Source organism: Phenylobacterium sp. T106, assembly GCF_057219735.1.
In genome coordinates, this window is the sequence record NZ_JBXVWA010000001.1 from 310,311 (window position 1) to 327,978 (window position 17,668).

Genomic DNA, 17,668 nt, shown 5'->3' on the forward strand with positions numbered 1-17,668 from the left:
GAGGGCCGTCGCACCCGGGCGCGTCGTGCGGCCGCTTGCCCTCTCCACCGCCCGCTCTTCGGCGGGCGGTCCCCCTCTCCCGCTCGCGGGAGAGGAAGGGCTACGCCTTGGGGCGGAAGCGCTTGTTGGCGGGGAAGCCCTTGGGCGCGAGCTTGCCGGCGCTCGCGCGGCGGCCGACCCATTCGCGCCATTCCGCCCAGACGCGGGTGCGGCCGGCGGCGTCGACGGTGGCGAGGCCTTCGGCGGCGTTGAAGGCGGCGGCGTCGCGCAGGCCGCCTTCGCGGTAGGCCTGGAGCTTCACGCCCTTGCCGCGCGACATCTCGGGCAGTTCGCCGGCAGGGAAGATCAGCAGCTTGCCGTTGTCGCCGATGACGGCCAGGTGGTCGGCCCCGGCGAGCGGGATCGAGACCTGGGCGGCGCCGTTCAGCACCTGCTTGCCGGCCCGGCGGAAGGCGATGGCCTCCTCCTCGGGCAGGATGAAGCCGTAACCCTCCTTCGAGGCGATCACGCGCTTGGCGCCCGGGCGGTGCATGAAGACGTCGACGATGCCCACCTTGTCGTCGAGGTCGATCATCAGGCGCACCGGCTCGCCGTGGCCGCGGGCGCCCGGCAGCTTGTCGCAGCCCAGCGTGAAGAAGCGGCCGTCGCTGGCGAAGATGAGCAGCTTGTCGGTGGTCTCGCCGGGCACCAGGAACTGGAGCTTGTCGCCCTCCTTGAACTTCAGCTCCGAGGGGTCGTCGACGCGGCCCTTGGCGGCGCGGATCCAGCCGCGTTCGGAGAGGATGACGGTGATCGGCTCGCGCACGATCATGGCCTGGACGGCGGCCTCGGCGTCGACCACCGGGGCGTCGGCGAAGGCGGAGCGGCGGACGTTGAGGTCGGCGAGCTGGGCCTTCACGTCCTTCAGCCCCTGCCCCACCAGCTTCCACTGGGCCTTCTCGGAGGCGAGCAGGCCCTGGATGCCGTCGCGCTCCTCGGCCAGCTCGGCGTGCTCGCGGCGGATCTCCATCTCCTCCAGCCGGGCCAGCTGGCGCAGGCGGGTGTTGAGGATGGCGTCGGCCTGGATCTCGGAGAGCTCGAAGGTCGCGATCAGGACCTCCTTTGGCTTCTCCTCGTAGCGGACGATGCGGATCACCTCGTCGAGATTGAGGTAGGCGATCATCAGCCCGTCGAGGATGTGCAGCCGGGCCTCGATCTTCGCGAGCCGGTGGCGGGCGCGGCGGACCAGCACGTCGCGGCGGTGGTCGAGGAACGCCTTCAGCGCCTGCCGCAGGCTCATGACGCCGGGCGTGCCGCGGGCGTCCAGGACGTTCAGGTTGACGCTGAAGCGGGTCTCGAGGTCGGAGAGCCGGAACAGGCTCTCCATCAGGACCTCGGGCTCGACGTTGCGGCTCTTGGGCTCGAGCACCAGGCGCACGTCCTCGGCGGACTCGTCGCGCACGTCGCCCAGCAGCGGGGCCTTCTTGTCCTCGATGAGCCCGGCGAGCTGCTCCACCAGGTCGGCCTTCTTCACCTGGTAGGGGATCTCGGTGACGACGATCTGCCAGGTCCCGCGGCCGGTGTCCTCCTTGTCCCAGCGGGCGCGCACGCGCACCCCGCCGCGGCCGGTGGAGTAGGTCTCGATGAGGCTTGCGCGCGGCTCGACGATGACGCCGCCGGTGGGGAAGTCGGGGCCCTGGACGTGGGTCATCAGGGCCTCGACCGAGGCCTCGGGGTCGTCGAGCAGCAGGAGGCAGGCGTCGATCAGCTCGCCGGCGTTGTGCGGCGGGATCGAGGTGGCCATGCCGACGGCGATGCCCGTCGAGCCGTTGGCGAGCAGGTTCGGGAAGCCGGCCGGCAGCACCACGGGCTCGTCGTCGGAGCCGTCGTAGGTGGGCTTGAAGTCGACCGCGTCCTCGTCGATGCCGTCGAGCAGCAGGGTGGCCGCGGCCGTCAGCTTGGCCTCGGTGTAGCGCATGGCCGCGGCGTTATCGCCGTCGATGTTGCCGAAGTTGCCCTGGCCGTCGACCAGCGGGTAGCGCTGGGCGAACGACTGGGCCATGCGCACCAGGGTGTCGTAGATCGCCTGGTCGCCGTGGGGGTGGTAGCTGCCCATCACCTCGCCCACGACCTTGGCGCACTTGCGCGCGGCCGCCTCGGGGTTCAGGCGCATCTCGCGCATGGCGTAGAGCACGCGGCGCTGCACGGGCTTGAGGCCGTCGCGCACGTCGGGCAGCGCGCGGTCGGTGATGACGCTGAGCGCATAGGCCAGGTAGCGACGGGAGAGCGCCTCCTGCAGCGGCTCGTCGATGATGCGGTCGGGCTCGCCGGAGGGACCTTCGGGCGGCGGGGTGTCGAGGGGCATCGGCGTCTTCTGGCGAGGAATTGGGGAATCAGGCGGGCGTGACCCTCCATCCCTATCGCACCCCTGCCCCCGCGTCAGTGCGGCGAGACGCCGGAGGCGCGGATCGGCGACACGCTTCGTTAACGGCCAAGGCTAAGCCGGCGTTTACCTGTGAGGGGGATGCTGCAGGCGTGGGACCCCTTCGGGGGACCGGGCAAAACGCCCGGAGTGCGTGGGGGCGGCAAAACGCCGGACAGACGAGCTTTGAACCGACCCGACCCATTGCGCGCGGCCGGCCGCAGGCGCCCCCGGAGGGCCGACTTCGGTATCCGCGGCGGCCTGGCCTTCGCCATCATCGCCTCCCCGCGCGTGAACGCACCGGCCTGGTTCGGACTGGCCGCGGCCGTGCCCGCGCTGCTGCTCGCGGCGGCGGCGGCGATGACCCAGGCGGGACTGCCCAGGGCGGCGGGGCTCTATGCGGCGCTGTTGCTGGCGCCCGCCGTGCTGCTGGCGCTGGGCGCGCTGGAGCGACGGCGCGTCGCGCCCACCCCAGCGGAAACCCGTGACGAGGACCTCGCCCGCGCGCTCGTGCTGACCGTGGGACAGGCCTCGGGGCTGCTGTTCGTGGTGATGCTGGGGGCCCGCTTCTCGGGCGAGGCGATCGCGGTGGGGCTGGCTATGGCCGGCATGCCACTGGCGCTCTCGCTGGCGCATAACCTGTGGCGCCGCGCGGTGAAGCCGCTGGACGAGCGGCTGGCCGCGACCCAGGTGAGCGTCCGGCGCAACTGGACGCTGGAGTGGCTGCAGGCCGAAGCCCTGCGCAGCCCCCCTCGCGAGCCGGCCTCGGTGACGGTGCTGAACCCCCGGCGCGCGCCGCCGGTCACCCTGCGCGTCATGCCGGCGGCGGTGGACGAAGGCTGGATGCGCTACGGCGAGCGGGCGGTCCGCGACGCCGCCGCCGACGAGGCCGCCTGAACCCTCGCCGAGACCGCGTCCCTTCGCCAGCGACCGGAAGCCGAGGCGCGAGCCCATGCTCAGGCGGCGGGCGTAAGCAGCGCGGGCGGTCGCCGGCCCGAAACGGGCGCCCCGGTAGACGCGGCCGAGCGCGAGGCCGGCCTATGGTTGGCGGCAATTATGCAATCGCCTTCACCGCGCGTTCAACGCGAAGAGCAAGCTTGACCTGATGTTGCTGGCGCCGCCGCGGACGAACGTGGGAGCCTGGTTCGCGCTCGCCGCGTCCGGGCCGGCCGCCATGCTGGCCGTGGCGGCCGCCGCGACGCGCGACGGGCTGCCGCGGATGGCCGGGATATGGGCCGCGGCGATGCTGCTGCCCGCGGCGGCCCTGGCGATCCGGACCCTGGACGGCGGGCGGCCCGGGCAGCCGGCTCTGCGTACCGACCAGGCGCTCGTGGCGGCCTTCGCGCTGACCGTCGGCGAGGCGGCGAGCGTGCTGCTGTCGGTGCTGATGGGCGCGCCGCTTCCCGGCCAGGCGGTGGCGAGCGGACTGGCCGTGGCCGCCGCGCCGCTGGCCTGGGCTGTGGCCAAGGACCTGGGCCGCCGCACCTGGCCCAACTTCTCGCTACAGCCGACCGGCCTCGCGCAGGCGCTCCAGAAGCCAGATGCGGGCGGGCGGCAGGGGCCGGTTGAGTGGGCCGAATATGTTCGCCTCGAGGAAATGGCCGGTGAGGTCGAGGCCGGCGCCGATATCGCCGGGCAGGAGCCGGCCCTGCGCCGAGAGCAGGAAGGCGGGGAGCGCCAGCAGCCGCTCGCGGTAGGGCTCGCCCGCCTCGCGACTGACGGCCCGGCCGGTGCGGGGGCTGACGTAGACCAGGTCGTCGACGGCGCCCGTGGCGGCGCAGCGGGAGAGATCGAGGCCGAAGCCGAGATCCTGCAGCAGCCCCGCCTCGAACCGCACGAAGACGGCGGGCCAGATGTCGGCGTGCGCGAGGGCGGCGGCCAGGGCCTCGAAGGCGAGGAAGGCCCCCGGATGTGGCTCGCGCTCGGGCAGCGCGCCGGCGGTCACGGCGGCGGCGGCGGCGAGTCCGGCCAGGGCCAGGGGATCGTCGAAGAGCGCGGCCGGCCCCTCGCCCTGGGGCTCGAGGGCCGCCGAGCCCAGCTGTTCGGCGACCCGGGCGCGGTAGCGGACGAGGGCGCGCGCGCCGGGCTGCAGGAGGGGCCGCATCCGCTTGGAGCCCCCGCCGGCGACGTGGGCGGCCCATCTGCCGTGGCGGGCGGTCAGCAGGTCGACGATCGCGCCGCTCTCGCCGTGGGCGCGGGCCGCGAGCACGAAGGCGTCGTCGGTGAATTCCATCGGATCAAGCTGTGGGCGCCCGCGGAGGAAATCCAGCCCCCAGAGACGGCGGCCGCCGAAGCGGCGCTCAAGGAGCTGGACGTCCTGCTGGACATCTACCGGGCGCAGGTGCTGCGCGACCGCCGGCGGACAGCGGCGTAGCGCGCGAAGGCGCCGCGGCGCCCGGCGCTCACGCAGGCCGAGGCTCCGGGCCTCGGGCGGCGCGCTCGATCACGGCGCGCCAGGACGGCGCGACCGGCAGGCCGAAGGTGTCGCGCAGGTGGTGCTCGATGCCGTCGGCGTCGAGGATCTCGTAGCTGGGCTCCCCGCCGACGGGCCGCACCGCGAGCCGGTTGAAGAGGAGGCCGTAGCGCGCCTGCGGGGTCGTGCGGCCGGCCAGCAGGGTGTGGCGGAAGTGGCTGGTGGGATGGGTCGAGGTGAACCAGTTGGCCATCTCGTAGTCGCGCGGCTCGCAGGGCGTGAGCGACACGTCGTAGGCCGGAACCCAGCCCGCCTCGCGCCGCACTTCGAGGCGCAGCTCGTCGCCGACGGGCGTGAGGCGATAGACGTCGTGCGGCGTCCGGGTCTCCACGCGGGGCGCGAGCGGCAGGGGCGCGGTGAGGACGCAGCCGCCGAAGCCCACGTCGACCAGCACGCCTGCAGCCTCGCCCGGAATCCCGACCTTCAGCACCTGGTGCGTCCGCGGCTGGGCGGTCGCTTCCGGGGCCATGTTCCAGCGGACCCGGGCGGCCAGCCCGGTGACCTGAAAGCCCAACGCCTCCAGCACGCGGCGGAACAGGCTGTTCTGCTCGAAGCAGTAGCCCCCTCGCCCGCCCGCGATGATCTTGGCGTCCACGGCGGCGGGCGAGATGTCGACCCCGCGGTCCAGCAGGCAGTCGATGGCCTCGAAGGTCACGGCGGCCGGGTGCAGGGCGTGCAGGCGCGCCAGCACCTGCGGCGTGGCCTCGCGCGGGCCGTCGTAGCCGATGCGGGCGAAGTAGGCGTCGAGGTCGACCATGCCGCTGACTAGTCCGCCGCGCGCCCGGGCGGAAGGGGTTGCGGGACGGGGGCGCGGGTGCGCACCCTGCGCCCGGGAGGGTCGGGCATGCTGCTGCAGGTCGTGGACATGGCGGGCGACGGGCGCGCGCGGGGCGTGGCCTGCGGGCGGGCGCTGGCGGACCGGATCGCGGCGCACATGGCCGACTGGGACCGCTGGCTGACCGCGGTGACCGGCCGGCCCGGCCTGGACTACGTCCGGGCCATGGTGCGCGACACCGACTACCGCGCCGCCATCGCCGTCCACGCGCCGGACCTGTTGGACGAGGTCCTGGGCGTGGCCGAGGGCGCGGGCGCCGATCCCGACCTGGTCTACGGCCTGCAGCTCATGGACGAGGAGTGGTTCCATCGCGGCCGGGCGGGCGTGCTCGCGCCCCAGCCCGAGAAGTGCAGCAGCTTCGCGGTCGTGGAGCCCGGCGGCGACGCCTGGATCGGCCAGAACATGGACCTGGGCGCCTACACCGACGGGCACCAGGTGATGCTGCGGATCGGGCGCGACGGCGACCGGCCCGGGGCCCTGGTGTTCACCACGGCCGGCGTCATCGGGCTCATGGGCGTGAACGACGCCGGCGTGGGCGTCTGCGTGAATTCCCTGCCCCAGCTTCCCGCGGCGCCCTACGGCCTGCCGGTGGCGTTCGTGCTTCGGCGGCTGCTGCAGGCCCGCAGCGTGGCCGAGGCCGCGGACCTGACGCTGGCCCTGCCCCACGCGACCAACCAGCACTATGTGATCGCGGGCGCCGGCGCCGTGCGTTCGTTCGAGACGAGCTCGGCCGGCGTGACGGAGTACCGCCCGCCGGATCCGTCGCGCGTCTTCCACACCAACCATCCCCTGTCGGACGTCGAGGCCGCGCCCGAGACCGAGGCCGCGCGGCGCAACTCGGTCCAGCGGCTGGCCTCGGTCACCGCGCGCCTGGCCCAGGGAAAGCCGGGGCTGGCCGAGTTCCAGGCGGCGCTCAGCGCCTGCGACGACCCGGAGCATCCGGTCTGCCGCGAGGGCGGCGGCAACATCGGCTTCACCTGCGGGGCGATGATCTCGCGGATCACGCCCGGCGGGATCGAGGCCTGGGCCAGCCCCGGCCCGCCGCGGCGCGAAGGCTTCACGGCCGTGGGCTTCTGAGCCGATGCGGCGGGCCGCGCTCGTGGCGGCGTTGGCGCTGCTGGCGGCGGGCTGCGGCGCGGGCCCGGTCACACGGGCGGACTGCCCGGCCGGCGAGCGGTGCCTGCGGGCCGGCAACGTGTCGGACCCCGGCTCGCTGGATCCCGCCCGCGCCTTCGTGAAGCAGGAGCAGACGGTCATCAACGACCTGCTCGTCGGGCTGACCACCTTCGACGCCGCGGGACGGCCGGTCCCCGGCATCGCCGAGCGCTGGACCGTGAGCCCCGACCAGCTCACCTGGACGTTCCACCTGCGGCCCGCCCAGTGGTCGGACGGGGTTCCGATGACGGCCGAGGACTTCGTCTTCTCGCTGCGCCGGGTGGCCGACCCCAAGACGGGCGCGCTCTACGCGAACCTGATCTTCCCGATCGCCGGCGCCCGCGAGGTGATCCGCGGCCGCCTGCCCCCTGAGCGCCTCGGGGTCGAGGCGCCCGACCCGCGAACGGTCGTGATCCGCCTGGAGCACCCCGTCCCCTACCTGCCCGACCTGATGGCCCACTACGGCCTCATGCCCGTGCCGCCGCATGCGGTGCGCCGGTGGGGCGACGGCTGGACGGCGCCGGGCCGGTTCGTCTCGAACGGGCCTTTCCGGCTGGCGGAGTGGCGGCTGGGCGACCGGCTGATCCTGGTGAAGAACCCGCGCTTCCACGACGCCGCGGGCGTCTGCCTGGATCGCGTCGTCTACCTGCCGATCAACGACTACGTCTCGGCCGAGCGACAGGTGAAACGGGGGGAGCTGGACCTGAACTCGGCCTTCGCGGCCAGCCGCATCCGCTACCTGCGCGGCGCGGGCGCCATGGGCGCCTATGTGCGGACGCACCCGTGGACCGACCTCGTCTACGTGGTCTTCAACCAGAAGCATCCGCCGTTCCAGGACGTGCGGGTGCGCCAGGCGCTGGCCATGGCGATCGACCGCCAGTTCATCGCCCGCAGGCTGCTGGGCGCGGGCCAGGCGCCAGCCGACGCCTTCGTGCCGCCCGGCATGGGAGCCCTGCCCGCCGCGCCGGACTGGGCGGGCCTGAGCTTCGCCCAGCGGCAGGCGCGGGCGAAAGCGCTGCTGGCGCAGGCCGGGTACGGGCCGGAGCGGCCGCTGCGGTTCCAGCTCAAGACGTTCATCGCCTTCGAGCGGGTGACGCCGGTGCTGCAGGCCGACTGGCGCGCGATCGGCGTGGAGGTGACGCTCTCCACCACCGACATTCCGGTCTTCTTCGGCGAACTGCAGACAGGCGCGTTCGAGGCGGGTCTCACCGACTGGATCGCGGACTATCCCGACCCGACCAACTTCCTGAACCTGATGCGCTCGGACGAGCCCGGCGCGAACTACGGCGGCTTCGAGGATCCCGAGTACGACCGGCTGGTGGGCGCCGCCGAACGGGAGGCCGACGCCGGGGCGCGGGCCCGCCTGCTGCAGGCGGCCGAGCGGCGACTGCTGCAGGCCGCGCCCGTGGCCCCCGTCTGGGTCAACCCGAGCCAGAACCTGGTGAACCCCCGCATCACGGGCTGGGTGGACAACGTCGCGGACGTGCACCCCAAGCGCTGGGTCTGCTTCCGCGAGTGACGCCGCGGCGCGGCCCCGTCCTGCCCTACCGGTGCGCGGCGGCGGCCGTGCGGACGGCGCGCTGGAAGGCCGAGAGGGCGTCGAAAAGCGCCTTGTCGTCGGGCTTCGGCCACTGGGAATTGACGGCGATCACCAGCCGCTCCTTGGGGACGATCAGGATCGACTGGCCGTAGATGCCCGACGCCTCGAACGCCTCGGGACCGATCCACCAGAAGTAGCCGTAGCCCGCGGGTGCGGGACGGCCGTTGTCGATCTGGCGCGAGGCGGACTCCGCGATCCAGCCGGGCGGCACGACGCGGCGGCCGGCGATCACGCCGTCGTCCAGCACGAACTGGCCCAGGCGTGCATAGTCGCCCAGCGTCATCAGCAGGCAGCAGCCGGCCAGCTCGCGCCCCTGCGGATCGACCCGCCAGGCGGCGTCGCGGGCCATGCCGTAGGGCCGCCAGATCTTGCGGGAGAGGTAGTCGGCCAGCGGCTCGCCCACGGCGCGGGCGATGACCAGGCCCGCGAGGTGGGTCTCGGCGGTGTTGTAGTGGAACGCCGCGCCCGGCGGCCGCTCGCGCGGCAGCTTCGCCATGACGTCCGTCAGCGGATCGCTCCCGCCAAGCGCCGCGCGGTACCAGCGGAAGAGGTCGGACGACCCGCCGACGTAGCCCTCCTCCCATTTGACGCCGGAACTCATGGTGAGGAGCTGGCGAACGGTGACGCCCTCGTAGGCCGACCCCTTCAGCTCGGGCGCAAACCGCTCGACGCGGTCCGAGAGCCGCAGCCGCCCGTCGCGGATCGCGGCGCCGGCCAGGAGCGACGTCACCGACTTGGCGACCGACTGCGACACCCAGCGATCGGTGGGCTGGCGTCCGCCGGCGTAGCGCTCGAGGATGATCTCGCCGTCCTTCACCACCATGACGCCCGAGACGTTGTAGGCGGCCATGTAGCTGTCGAGGGTCCAGCGCTTGCCCTGCCAGTCATACGCCGGCGCGATCTGCCGGGCGGCCACCGGCAGGCCGCGGGCGACGGGCCCGCGGGACACGATCCGCACCTTGAAGGGCGTGGCCGTGTCGTTGCCGCCGTCTATCGGCCCGTCGGGCGCCCAGACGACGGGCGCGGAGGCCGGGCGCGACGGCTGGGCCGCCATTGGCGCGGCGATGGCCATCGCGGCCATGGCGATCGCGGCGATACCCATGGGTCCCTCCCCTTTCACCCGCCCAAGGTCCCCGCGTCCGGAGCTGCGCGATAGAGAATTCCACTGCCGACCATCGGGTATTTCGTTTTGTCAAAGACTGGGGGGCAGACCTAGGCTTTCGTCATCGCAGTGGGGGGACAGGAGGAAGACCATGGACGACGCCAGCCCCCTATCCGATCCGCGTAAGCAGGCCGCCGCGCTGCGAACCCTGCTCGGCCGCACCAACCGTGACTGGTGGCCCAACCAACTGTCGCTGGATATCTTGCACCAGCACGGCGCCCACGGGAATCCGATGGGCGACGACTTCGACTACGAGGCCGAGTTCAAGAGCCTCGACTACGCCGCCGTGAAGCGCGACCTCACCGCGCTGATGACCGACAGCCAGCCCTGGTGGCCGGCCGACTACGGCCACTACGGCCCGTTCTTCATCCGCATGGCCTGGCACAGCGCCGGCACCTACCGCACCGGCGACGGGCGCGGCGGGTCGTCGTCGGGCGGGCAGCGGTTCGCTCCGCTCAACAGCTGGCCGGACAACGCCAACCTGGACAAGGCGCGGCGGCTCCTGTGGCCGATCAAGCAGAAGTACGGCCGCAAGCTGTCGTGGGCCGACCTGATGATCCTGGCCGGCAACGTGGCCATCGAGTCCATGGGCGGGCCGACCTTCGGGTTCGGTGGCGGCCGCGCCGACACGTGGGAGCCCGCCAAGGATATCTACTGGGGCACCGAGGAGAAGTGGGTGAACCAGGGCAGCCCGACGCGCATCGACGCCGAGGCCGGCCGCGCGCTGGAAAACCCCCTGGCCGCCATCCAGATGGGCCTGATCTACGTCAATCCCGAGGGCCCCGGCGGCAAGCCGGACCCGCTGATGTCGGCGCGCGACATCCGCGAGACCTTCTCGCGGATGGCGATGAACGACGAGGAGACGTTGGCGCTCACGGCCGGTGGCCACACCTTCGGCAAGTGCCATGGGGCGGGCGACGCCTCCAAGATCGGCGCGGAGCCCGAGGGCGCCGACATCGCCCAGCAAGGTCTGGGCTGGCAGAGCGGCCACGAGAGCGGGATCGGAGACCACACCATCACCAGCGGCATCGAGGGCGCCTGGACTCCCACGCCCATCCGCTGGTCAATGAACTACTTCCGGATGCTGCTCGAGTACGAGTACGAACTGGTCAAGAGCCCCGCCGGCGCTTGGCAGTGGCAACCCATCGACCAGAAGCCCGAGGATATGGCGCCGGGCGCGCACAGCCCCGAGCGGCGGCTGCCGACGGTGATGACCACCGCCGACATGGCCTTCAAAATGGACCCCGCCTATCGCGAGATCGCCGAGCGGTTCTATCGCAATCCCGACCAGTTCGCCGACGCGTTCGCCCGGGCATGGTTCAAGCTGACCCACCGGGATATGGGCCCCAAGGTCCGCTACCTGGGCCCCGAGGTTCCGGCCGAGGACCTGATCTGGCAGGACCCGTTGCCGCCGGTCGACCATCCGCTGGTGAACGCGGCCGACATCGCGGCGCTCAAGGCGAAGATCCTGGCCTCGGGGCTGTCGGTCGCCGACCTGGTCAAGACCGCTTGGGCCTCGGCCTCGACCTACCGTGGCTCGGACCGGCGCGGCGGCGCGAACGGCGCGCGGATCCGGCTCTCTCCGCAGAAGGACTGGGCGGTCAACGAATCCGCCGAGCTCGCCCGCGTGCTGGGCGTCCTGGAGGGGGTCAAGGCCGGCTTCGACGCTGCGGCCGCCGGCGGCAAGAGGGTCAGCCTCGCCGACCTGATCGTATTGGGCGGTTCCGCGGCGATCGAGAAGGCGGCGAAGGACGCGGGCCGCGACGTGGTCGTCCCGTTCACGCCCGGCCGGACCGACGCCTCGGCCGAGCAGACCGATCCGGCGAGCTTCGAGGTGCTGAAGCCCAGGGCCGACGGGTTCCGCAACTATCTCGAGACCCCGTTCTCGGTGCCGACAGAAGAGCTCCTGATCGACCGGTCACAGCTGCTGGGCCTGACGGCGCCGCAGATGACCGTGTTGGTAGGCGGCCTGCGGGTGCTGGGCGCCAACTTCGGCGGCGCGAAGCACGGCGTGTTCACCGATCGGCCCGGCGCGCTCACCAACGACTTCTTCGTCAACCTCCTCGACATGGGCACGGCGTGGAAGCAGGTCGACGACCGCGGCGACGAGGTGTTCGTGGGCACGTGCCGCCATTCCGGCGAGGAGAAGTGGACCGCGACGCGGACCGACTTGGTGTTCGGCTCGAACTCGCAGTTGCGGGCGCTGAGCGAGGTCTACGCCTCGGCCGACGCCGAGGACATGTTCGTGCGCGACTTCGTCGCCGCTTGGGTGAAGGTGATGAACGCCGACCGCTTCGACCTGCCCAGGGCGAAGCGGATCGGCAAGGCGGCGTAGCGACGGTCGTCGGGCGGACCGGGCAGCTTGCTTGAGGCCGGGCTCGGCATAGCGCCTGTGCGCCCAACAGCTGTCATCCCGGTTTCGCCGGAGGCGAACACCGGGACCCATACGCGCCCGATGGCGGTGGCGGCCCGCGGCGGTACGGCCGCGCCTCATCCGGAGAGACGGAGTCTATGGGTCCCGGTGTTCCGCTGCGCGGAAACCGGGATGACACGCAAGTGAGAACGGCGCACGGGCGCGACGGAGTCCCCGAGGAGGACGGGGGTTGGGCCTCGCGGCTCAGGCGTCGAAGTCGAGGCCGACGGGGCCGTAGAACTCGCGCTTGTCGGCCCAGCGTTCGTCCACGGCCACGTGGAGGAACAGGTGGACGGGCCTGTCGAGCAGCTCGGCGAGCTCCTCGCGGGCCTTCTGGCCGATCCACTTCAGGGTCTGGCCGCCCTTGCCGAGGATGATCGGGCGCTGGCTCTCGCGCTCGACGTAGATGGTCTGCTCGATGCGGACGCCGCCGTCCTTGCGCTCCTCGAAGGCGGTGGTTTCCACGGCGGCCGAGTACGGCAGCTCCTCGTGGACGCGCAGGTAGAGCTTCTCGCGGGTGATCTCGGCGGCGAGCAGGCGGGCCGGCAGGTCGGCGGTCTGGTCCTCGGGGTAGTACCAGGGGTTCTCCGGCATCAGGGCCGCGAGCCGCGCCTTCAGGTCGTCGACCCCGTCGCCGGTCTTCGCCGAGATCATGAAGACCTCGTCGTAGACGCCGGTCTCGAAGAGCTTCTGCGAGACGCCCAGCAGCTCCTCGCGCTTCATGCCGTCGATCTTGTTGAGGGCGAGGATCGCCCTGCGACCGGCCTTCTTCAGGCCCTCGACGATCGACTCCACGTCGGCCTGGGCCTTGCGGTCGGCCGGGCTGTCGTGGAGCTGGGCCGGCACGTCCACGAGGTGGACCACGGCGTCGGCGTCCTCGGCCCCGCCCCAGGCGGCCCGCACCATCGCCCGGTCCAGCCGGCGGCGGGGGCTGAAGATGCCAGGCGTGTCCACCAGCACGATCTGCGCGTCGCCATGGATCGCCACGCCGCGGACCGGGAACCGCGTGGTCTGCACCTTCTGGGTCACGATCGAGACCTTGGCGCCGACGAGCCGGTTGGTGAGGGTCGACTTGCCCGCGTTGGGCGCGCCGATGATCGCCGCGAAGCCGGCGTGCTGGGTCTGGGTCATGGGATCTCGGCGGCCTCCGGGCCATCGCCTTCGCGCTTCTGCAGCATCGCCTGAGCGGCGGCCTTCTCGGCGGCCTGGCGCGAGCCGCCCTGGCCACGCTCCTCGGCGAAGCCCTTGACGCGGACCGCCACCGTGAAGGCCGGCGCGTGGGCCGGCCCCTCCCGCGACAGCACCTCGTAGGCGGGCAGCGGCAGGCCCTGTCCCTGCGCCCACTCCTGGAGGCGGGTCTTGGGGTCCTTGGCGCGCGGGGTGTCGATATGCTCGAACTCCGGCGCCCAGAAGGCGTCGAAGAAGGCCCGCGCGGCGCCCAGCCCGCCGTCGATGTAGAGCGCGGCGATCAGCGCCTCGCAGGCGTCGCCCATGACCGCGTCGGACCGGCGGGCGCCGACCTTGGTGGCGCTGGCCGAGAGGCGCAGGGCGGCCGGCAGGCCTGCCCGCTCGGCCGCGCGGGCGCAGGCGTGGTAGTTCACGAGGGCGGCCAGCCTGCGGCTCATCTCCCCTTCCCGCGCGTCGGGGTCCAGGGCCATCAACCGCTCGGCGGCGCAGAGGTTCAGCACCCGGTCTCCGAGGAACTCCAGGCGTTCGTTGTGGCGAACCTCGCGCGCGCCGTCGCCGACGCTGGCGTGGGTGAGCGCGCGCTCCAGGAGGTCGCGGTCGGAAAAGGTGTAGCCGATCCGGCGTTCGAGCTCTTCGACCGCCGCCGCCCGGGCGTTCATTCCGGGCTCACTTGAGGATCTTGAAGAACCGGCTGGGACGGGCGTCGAGGATCCACGTCCAGGGCTTGAAGATCGAGGCCTCCGGCTTCCAGGACAGCAGGATGATCTGGGCCTTGCCCACGAGGTTCTCGGCCGGGACGAAGCCGACACCGCCGAAGCCGGACGGGACCCGGCTGTCCAGCGAGTTGTCGCGGTTGTCCCCCATGGCGAAGTAGTAGCCCTCGGGCACGACAAAGGCCTCGGTGTTGTCGAGCTGGCCGTCCGTGCCGAAGTCCTGGGTCACGAACCTGCGGCCGTCCGCCAGGGTTTCCTGGTAACGGGGCACGTCGACCGCGCCGTTGGGCGTCTCGGTGCGCGCGGGCGAGAGCGCGTCGCGCTGGACCAGCTGGTCGTTCACGTAGAGCAGGCCGTTCCGCATCTGCACGCGGTCGCCGGCCACGCCGATGATCCGCTTCACGTAGTCGGTGCGACCGTCGCTCGGCAGCTTGAAGACCGCGATGTCGCCCCGCTTTGCGGGCTGATCCATGATCCGGCCCTCGAACAACGGGGGGCTGAACGGGATCGAGTGGCGCGAGTAGCCGTAGCTGAACTTCGAAACGATGATGTAGTCGCCCTCGTAGAGGTTGGGCTCCATCGAGGCGGACGGGATGGTGAACGGCTGGAAGAACAGGATCCGCAGGAACAGCGCGATCAGGAGCGCGTAGACGATCGTCTTCACGATCTCGACGAATTCCTGGACCGCGTTGCTCTTCTCGGGGGCCTGGGCGCCGCCCTGCACGTTCTCGCTCATGGAAGTCCCTGGTCCGCGCCGCGCCGTCCCGAAGCGGCCGTTAGCTAGCCGCTGGATACCCCATGAGCAAGTTCGGCGCCCGTGAACATTGCGACAGGCGACGATCCAGCGCGGCCGCCGGCCTGGGCGGGCGGGCCAATTCATGCTGTTTCCTGCCTCCCACGTTCGCCGAAGGAGCCTGACCCATGCCGACCCGCGAGACCGTCGACGCCTTCGTGGCCCAGGTGCTGCGCGGCGAGCACGTGGAGGCGATCCGGGACTGGTACGCCGAGGACGCCTCGATGCAGGAGAACCAGCAGCCGCCGCGCGTGGGCCGCGAAACCCTGATGGCCGGCGAGGCCCGGACCCTGGCGCGCGTGGCGGCGGTGAAGACCGAGCTCCTGGCGCCGCCGCTGGTGGACGGCGACCGCGTGGCCATCCACTGGCGCTTCACCTTCACCTCGAAGGCCGGCGAGGATCGCAGCTTCGAGGAGATCGCCCTGCAGACCTGGCGCGGCGACAAGGTCTGGCGCGAGGTGTTCTGGTACGACCCGGCGCAGATGACGGGGTAACCCGGCGCGGCGTCTCTGCATCCTCCCCCGCAGGGGGAGGGGGACCGCCGAAGGCCGTGGAGGGGGCTGCCCACGGCGCCACCGACCCCTCCACCCTGCTGCGCAGGGTCCCCCTCCCCTTGCAGGGGAGGACCGAGGTTGGCGTCCATGAGCGACGCTATCCGCGCTCCACGGCGGCCTTGATGGCGGCGAGCCCCGCCCGCATCCAGGCGCCGTAGGGGCCGTTCAGGAAGGCCAGCTTCAGCTCCTAAGCCGGCGTCACTGCGTCCTCCCCCGCAGGGGGAGGGGGACCGCCGAAGGCGGTGGAGGGGGGCTGCCCACGGCGCCACCGACCCCTCCACCATGCTGGCGCATGGTCCCCCTCCCTTTGCAGGGGAGGACCGAGGGTGGCGTCCATGAGCGACGCTATCCGCGCTCCACCGCCGCCTTGATGGCGGCGAGCCCCGCCCGCATCCAGGCGCCGTAGGGGCCGTTCAGGAAGGCCAGCTTCAGCAGGAAGCCGCCGAGCCCGGGGCCCAGGACGCCCGGAAAGACATCGGGCTTCAGCTCGAACGAATAGGTCCAGGTGACCCGTGTCCGGTCGCCCTCGGCGGTGTAGAGGAAGTCTCCCAGCCCGTAGCGGAGCGCCTTGGCGGCGGGCGTGGTGTAGCCCCAGACCACATAGCGGAAGCGCCAGGTCGTCTCGGACCGTTCGTTGTCCAGCACCTGTTCGACCACCGTGGTGTCGTCGGTCAGGAACACGAGATGGCGGCCGCCCACCGGCCCGAAGCCGTTCGGCGTCAGCGGCAGGGTGTCGACCACGCCCGGCAGACCGGCCGCAGCCGGGTGGCGGCGGCTGAGGGGCGTGGCGTCCACCGCCCGCACCGTTTCGGCGAACGGGCGGTCGATCAGGGTCGTCTCGACGCGGCTCACCAGCCGGTCCGGAGCCGACACGGGCGGATGCGGCGTCTCGGCAAAGCCTGGCGGCAGGCTCCGGCGGATCGTTTCGGACATGGCCCCTCCCCCTCGCGCCGCCGATCGGCGGCTACTTGATCTTGATGGTGGCCGCGCCCTGCGGCCCCTCGATGTCGAAGCTGTCGCCCGACTTCTTGTCCGCGGGATACGCCACGCACTGCTCGTTCGGATCAAAGTTCGATTTCGTGCACAGCTTGTCGCCGTCCCGCCGCCACTCGCCGGTGACCTGGCCTTCCATGGCGGTGAACTTGCCGTCGGGCGTGTACGTCACGTCGATCTCCATCCCCTGCACGCTGAGGATGATGCCCTTGCCCACGACCTCGTCGATGGTGTCGGCGGCGGCCGGCGTCGCCAGCGCCAGGCAGGCGGCGGCCAGGATCAGTCTCTGCATCGTCATCTCCCCGATCTGTCGACGGACGCGGTCGAGGCGACCGCGCACGGCGACGCTAGCACACATCCCGCCGCTTGACGCCGGCACGGGAAGCGTCGGATGGGATGGCCGGGCCGGACCCGACGGCCGTCGCGAGGCGAGCGCATGGCGTCTGGACTGGCTGCACTTCTGGACGACGTCGCCGCCATCGCCAAGCTGGCCGCCGCCTCGCTCGACGACGTCGGCGCGGCCGCGGGCAAGGCCGGCGCGAAGGCCGCCGGCGTGGTGGTGGACGACGCGGCGGTGACGCCGGGTTACGCCATGGGCTTCACGCCCGACCGCGAGCTGCCGATCGTCGGCAAGATCGCCCTCGGGTCGCTCAAGAACAAGTTCCTGTTCCTCCTGCCGGGCGCGCTGCTCCTGAGCGCCTTCGCCCCATGGGCGGTGACGCCGCTGCTCATGATCGGCGGCGCCTATCTCTGCTTCGAGGCCGCCGAGAAGATCCTCGAGGCCGTCCAGGGGGAGCATGCGGACGACCAGCCCGAAGAGCTCGCGCTCTCGTCCGAGGAGATGGAGAAGGAGAAGGTCGCCGGCGCCATCCGGACCGACCTGATCCTGTCGGCCGAGATCATGGCCATCGCCCTGGCGCAGGTGGAGACCCTCTCGTTGCCGATGCAGGCCGCGGCGCTCGCCGTGGTCGCGCTGGCGATCACCGTGGGGGTCTACGGGGTGGTCGGCCTCATCGTGAAGATGGACGACATCGGCCTGCACCTGGCCCAGCGCCGCGCCGCGGCCCTGCAGGGCGCGGGGCGCGCGCTCGTGAAGGGTATGCCGGCGGTGCTGAGTCTGCTGTCGACGGTGGGCACCGCGGCCATGCTGTGGGTCGGCGGCGGCATCATCGTGCACGGCCTCCACGAGTACCACTTCACGCCGGTTCCGGCCTGGATCGAGCACGCCGCGCACGCGGTGGCCGAGGCCACGCCCGGCGGCCTCGGCGCCGTCAGCGGGTGGATCGTGACCGCGGGGCTGTCAGGCATCGTGGGCCTCGCCGTCGGGGCCGTGATCGCGGGCGCCCTGCACTTCGTCCCGCGTCGCAAGACCGCGCACTGAGCGCGGC

Annotated in this window: 16 protein-coding genes; 6 read left to right on the top strand and 10 right to left on the bottom strand. The window is 72.1% G+C overall.

Annotated elements, in window-relative coordinates; genetic code table 11:
• Positions 1-100 precede the first annotated feature (100 nt).
• Positions 101-2,344 carry a DNA topoisomerase IV subunit A gene (parC, locus tag AC2D8W_RS01455; RefSeq protein ID WP_484670025.1) on the bottom strand — a complete coding sequence of 748 codons (2,244 nt, stop codon included), beginning with the start codon at positions 2,342-2,344 and terminating at the stop codon, positions 101-103.
• Positions 2,345-2,692: 348 nt separating this feature from the next.
• Here parC and AC2D8W_RS01460 point away from each other — a divergent pair, with 348 nt between their 5' ends.
• Positions 2,693-3,298, top strand: a complete 606-nt coding sequence (locus AC2D8W_RS01460) for a hypothetical protein (RefSeq protein ID WP_484670026.1) — start codon at positions 2,693-2,695, stop codon at positions 3,296-3,298.
• A 171-nt stretch (positions 3,299-3,469) separates the two neighbouring features.
• On the opposite strand, the gene AC2D8W_RS01465 is transcribed toward AC2D8W_RS01460, so the two are convergent.
• The 3 genes from AC2D8W_RS01465 to AC2D8W_RS01475 all read right to left on the bottom strand — a co-directional run bounded on the left by AC2D8W_RS01465 (position 3,470) and on the right by AC2D8W_RS01475 (position 5,631).
• The gene (locus tag AC2D8W_RS01465) at positions 3,470-3,868 is read right to left on the bottom strand and encodes a hypothetical protein (RefSeq protein ID WP_484670027.1); all 399 of its coding nucleotides are present in this window, start codon (positions 3,866-3,868) and stop codon (positions 3,470-3,472) included.
• Between the two features lie 34 nt (positions 3,869-3,902).
• A complete protein-coding gene (gene recO / locus AC2D8W_RS01470; RefSeq protein ID WP_484670028.1) occupies positions 3,903-4,634 on the bottom strand; it encodes a DNA repair protein RecO in 732 nt (243 codons plus the stop codon).
• Between the two features lie 169 nt (positions 4,635-4,803).
• Positions 4,804-5,631 carry an arylamine N-acetyltransferase family protein gene (locus AC2D8W_RS01475; protein ID WP_484670029.1) on the bottom strand — a complete coding sequence of 276 codons (828 nt, stop codon included), beginning with the start codon at positions 5,629-5,631 and terminating at the stop codon, positions 4,804-4,806.
• An 87-nt stretch (positions 5,632-5,718) separates the two neighbouring features.
• Between AC2D8W_RS01475 and AC2D8W_RS01480 the strand changes: the two genes are divergently transcribed.
• Both AC2D8W_RS01480 and AC2D8W_RS01485 read left to right on the top strand, forming a co-directional pair.
• Positions 5,719-6,786: a C45 family autoproteolytic acyltransferase/hydrolase gene (locus AC2D8W_RS01480; RefSeq protein WP_484670030.1), complete on the top strand. Its 1,068-nt coding sequence runs from the start codon at positions 5,719-5,721 to the stop codon at positions 6,784-6,786.
• 4 nt (positions 6,787-6,790) lie between these two features.
• On the top strand, positions 6,791-8,383 hold the full coding sequence (locus AC2D8W_RS01485) for a peptide ABC transporter substrate-binding protein (RefSeq protein WP_484670031.1): 1,593 nt from the start codon (positions 6,791-6,793) through the stop codon (positions 8,381-8,383).
• A 25-nt stretch (positions 8,384-8,408) separates the two neighbouring features.
• Here AC2D8W_RS01485 and AC2D8W_RS01490 read toward each other — a convergent pair whose 3' ends face one another.
• Complete coding sequence (locus AC2D8W_RS01490; RefSeq protein ID WP_484670032.1) at positions 8,409-9,566, bottom strand: serine hydrolase domain-containing protein; 1,158 nt, start codon at positions 9,564-9,566, stop codon at positions 8,409-8,411.
• Positions 9,567-9,717: 151 nt separating this feature from the next.
• On the opposite strand from AC2D8W_RS01490, the gene katG reads away from it, so the two are divergent.
• Positions 9,718-11,961, top strand: a complete 2,244-nt coding sequence (gene katG / locus AC2D8W_RS01495) for a catalase/peroxidase HPI (RefSeq protein ID WP_484670033.1) — start codon at positions 9,718-9,720, stop codon at positions 11,959-11,961.
• Between the two features lie 282 nt (positions 11,962-12,243).
• On the opposite strand, the gene era is transcribed toward katG, so the two are convergent.
• The 3 genes from era to lepB are packed head-to-tail and all read right to left on the bottom strand — an operon-like array spanning position 12,244 to position 14,676.
• A complete protein-coding gene (gene era, locus AC2D8W_RS01500) occupies positions 12,244-13,170 on the bottom strand; it encodes a GTPase Era (protein ID WP_484670034.1) in 927 nt (308 codons plus the stop codon).
• Entirely contained in the window at positions 13,167-13,886 is a 720-nt protein-coding gene (gene rnc, locus AC2D8W_RS01505; protein WP_484670035.1) for a ribonuclease III, read from the bottom strand. Before rnc ends, era begins: the two co-directional genes overlap by 4 nt.
• A 7-nt stretch (positions 13,887-13,893) precedes the next feature.
• Positions 13,894-14,676 (bottom strand): signal peptidase I, encoded by a 783-nt coding sequence (gene lepB / locus AC2D8W_RS01510; RefSeq protein ID WP_293479238.1) that lies wholly within the window; start codon positions 14,674-14,676, stop codon positions 13,894-13,896.
• A gap of 185 nt (positions 14,677-14,861) precedes the next feature.
• Between lepB and AC2D8W_RS01515 the strand changes: the two genes are divergently transcribed.
• Positions 14,862-15,227, top strand: a complete 366-nt coding sequence (locus AC2D8W_RS01515; protein ID WP_484670036.1) for a nuclear transport factor 2 family protein — start codon at positions 14,862-14,864, stop codon at positions 15,225-15,227.
• A 405-nt stretch (positions 15,228-15,632) separates the two neighbouring features.
• On the opposite strand, the gene AC2D8W_RS01520 is transcribed toward AC2D8W_RS01515, so the two are convergent.
• A complete protein-coding gene (locus tag AC2D8W_RS01520) occupies positions 15,633-16,220 on the bottom strand; it encodes an SRPBCC family protein (protein ID WP_484670037.1) in 588 nt (195 codons plus the stop codon).
• A 31-nt stretch (positions 16,221-16,251) separates the two neighbouring features.
• The gene (locus AC2D8W_RS01525) at positions 16,252-16,572 is read right to left on the bottom strand and encodes a hypothetical protein (protein WP_484670038.1); all 321 of its coding nucleotides are present in this window, start codon (positions 16,570-16,572) and stop codon (positions 16,252-16,254) included.
• A gap of 144 nt (positions 16,573-16,716) precedes the next feature.
• Here AC2D8W_RS01525 and AC2D8W_RS01530 point away from each other — a divergent pair, with 144 nt between their 5' ends.
• Complete coding sequence (locus tag AC2D8W_RS01530; protein WP_484670039.1) at positions 16,717-17,661, top strand: DUF808 domain-containing protein; 945 nt, start codon at positions 16,717-16,719, stop codon at positions 17,659-17,661.
• Positions 17,662-17,668 lie beyond the last annotated feature (7 nt).

What these genes read in the sequence shown, in the direction of transcription:
- parC (WP_484670025.1), bottom strand. Translation starts at nt 2,344, where the DNA reads ATGCCCCTCGACACCCCGCCGCCCGAAGGTCCCTCCGGCGAGCCCGAC.
- recO (WP_484670028.1), bottom strand. Translation starts at nt 4,634, where the DNA reads ATGGAATTCACCGACGACGCCTTCGTGCTCGCGGCCCGCGCCCACGGC.
- AC2D8W_RS01475 (WP_484670029.1), bottom strand. Translation starts at nt 5,631, where the DNA reads ATGGTCGACCTCGACGCCTACTTCGCCCGCATCGGCTACGACGGCCCG.
- AC2D8W_RS01480 (WP_484670030.1), top strand. Translation starts at nt 5,719, where the DNA reads ATGCTGCTGCAGGTCGTGGACATGGCGGGCGACGGGCGCGCGCGGGGC.
- AC2D8W_RS01485 (WP_484670031.1), top strand. Translation starts at nt 6,791, where the DNA reads ATGCGGCGGGCCGCGCTCGTGGCGGCGTTGGCGCTGCTGGCGGCGGGC.
- AC2D8W_RS01490 (WP_484670032.1), bottom strand. Translation starts at nt 9,566, where the DNA reads ATGGGTATCGCCGCGATCGCCATGGCCGCGATGGCCATCGCCGCGCCA.
- katG (WP_484670033.1), top strand. Translation starts at nt 9,718, where the DNA reads ATGGACGACGCCAGCCCCCTATCCGATCCGCGTAAGCAGGCCGCCGCG.
- era (WP_484670034.1), bottom strand. Translation starts at nt 13,170, where the DNA reads ATGACCCAGACCCAGCACGCCGGCTTCGCGGCGATCATCGGCGCGCCC.
- rnc (WP_484670035.1), bottom strand. Translation starts at nt 13,886, where the DNA reads ATGAACGCCCGGGCGGCGGCGGTCGAAGAGCTCGAACGCCGGATCGGC.
- lepB (WP_293479238.1), bottom strand. Translation starts at nt 14,676, where the DNA reads ATGAGCGAGAACGTGCAGGGCGGCGCCCAGGCCCCCGAGAAGAGCAAC.
- AC2D8W_RS01515 (WP_484670036.1), top strand. Translation starts at nt 14,862, where the DNA reads ATGCCGACCCGCGAGACCGTCGACGCCTTCGTGGCCCAGGTGCTGCGC.
- AC2D8W_RS01520 (WP_484670037.1), bottom strand. Translation starts at nt 16,220, where the DNA reads ATGTCCGAAACGATCCGCCGGAGCCTGCCGCCAGGCTTTGCCGAGACG.
- AC2D8W_RS01525 (WP_484670038.1), bottom strand. Translation starts at nt 16,572, where the DNA reads ATGCAGAGACTGATCCTGGCCGCCGCCTGCCTGGCGCTGGCGACGCCG.
- AC2D8W_RS01530 (WP_484670039.1), top strand. Translation starts at nt 16,717, where the DNA reads ATGGCGTCTGGACTGGCTGCACTTCTGGACGACGTCGCCGCCATCGCC.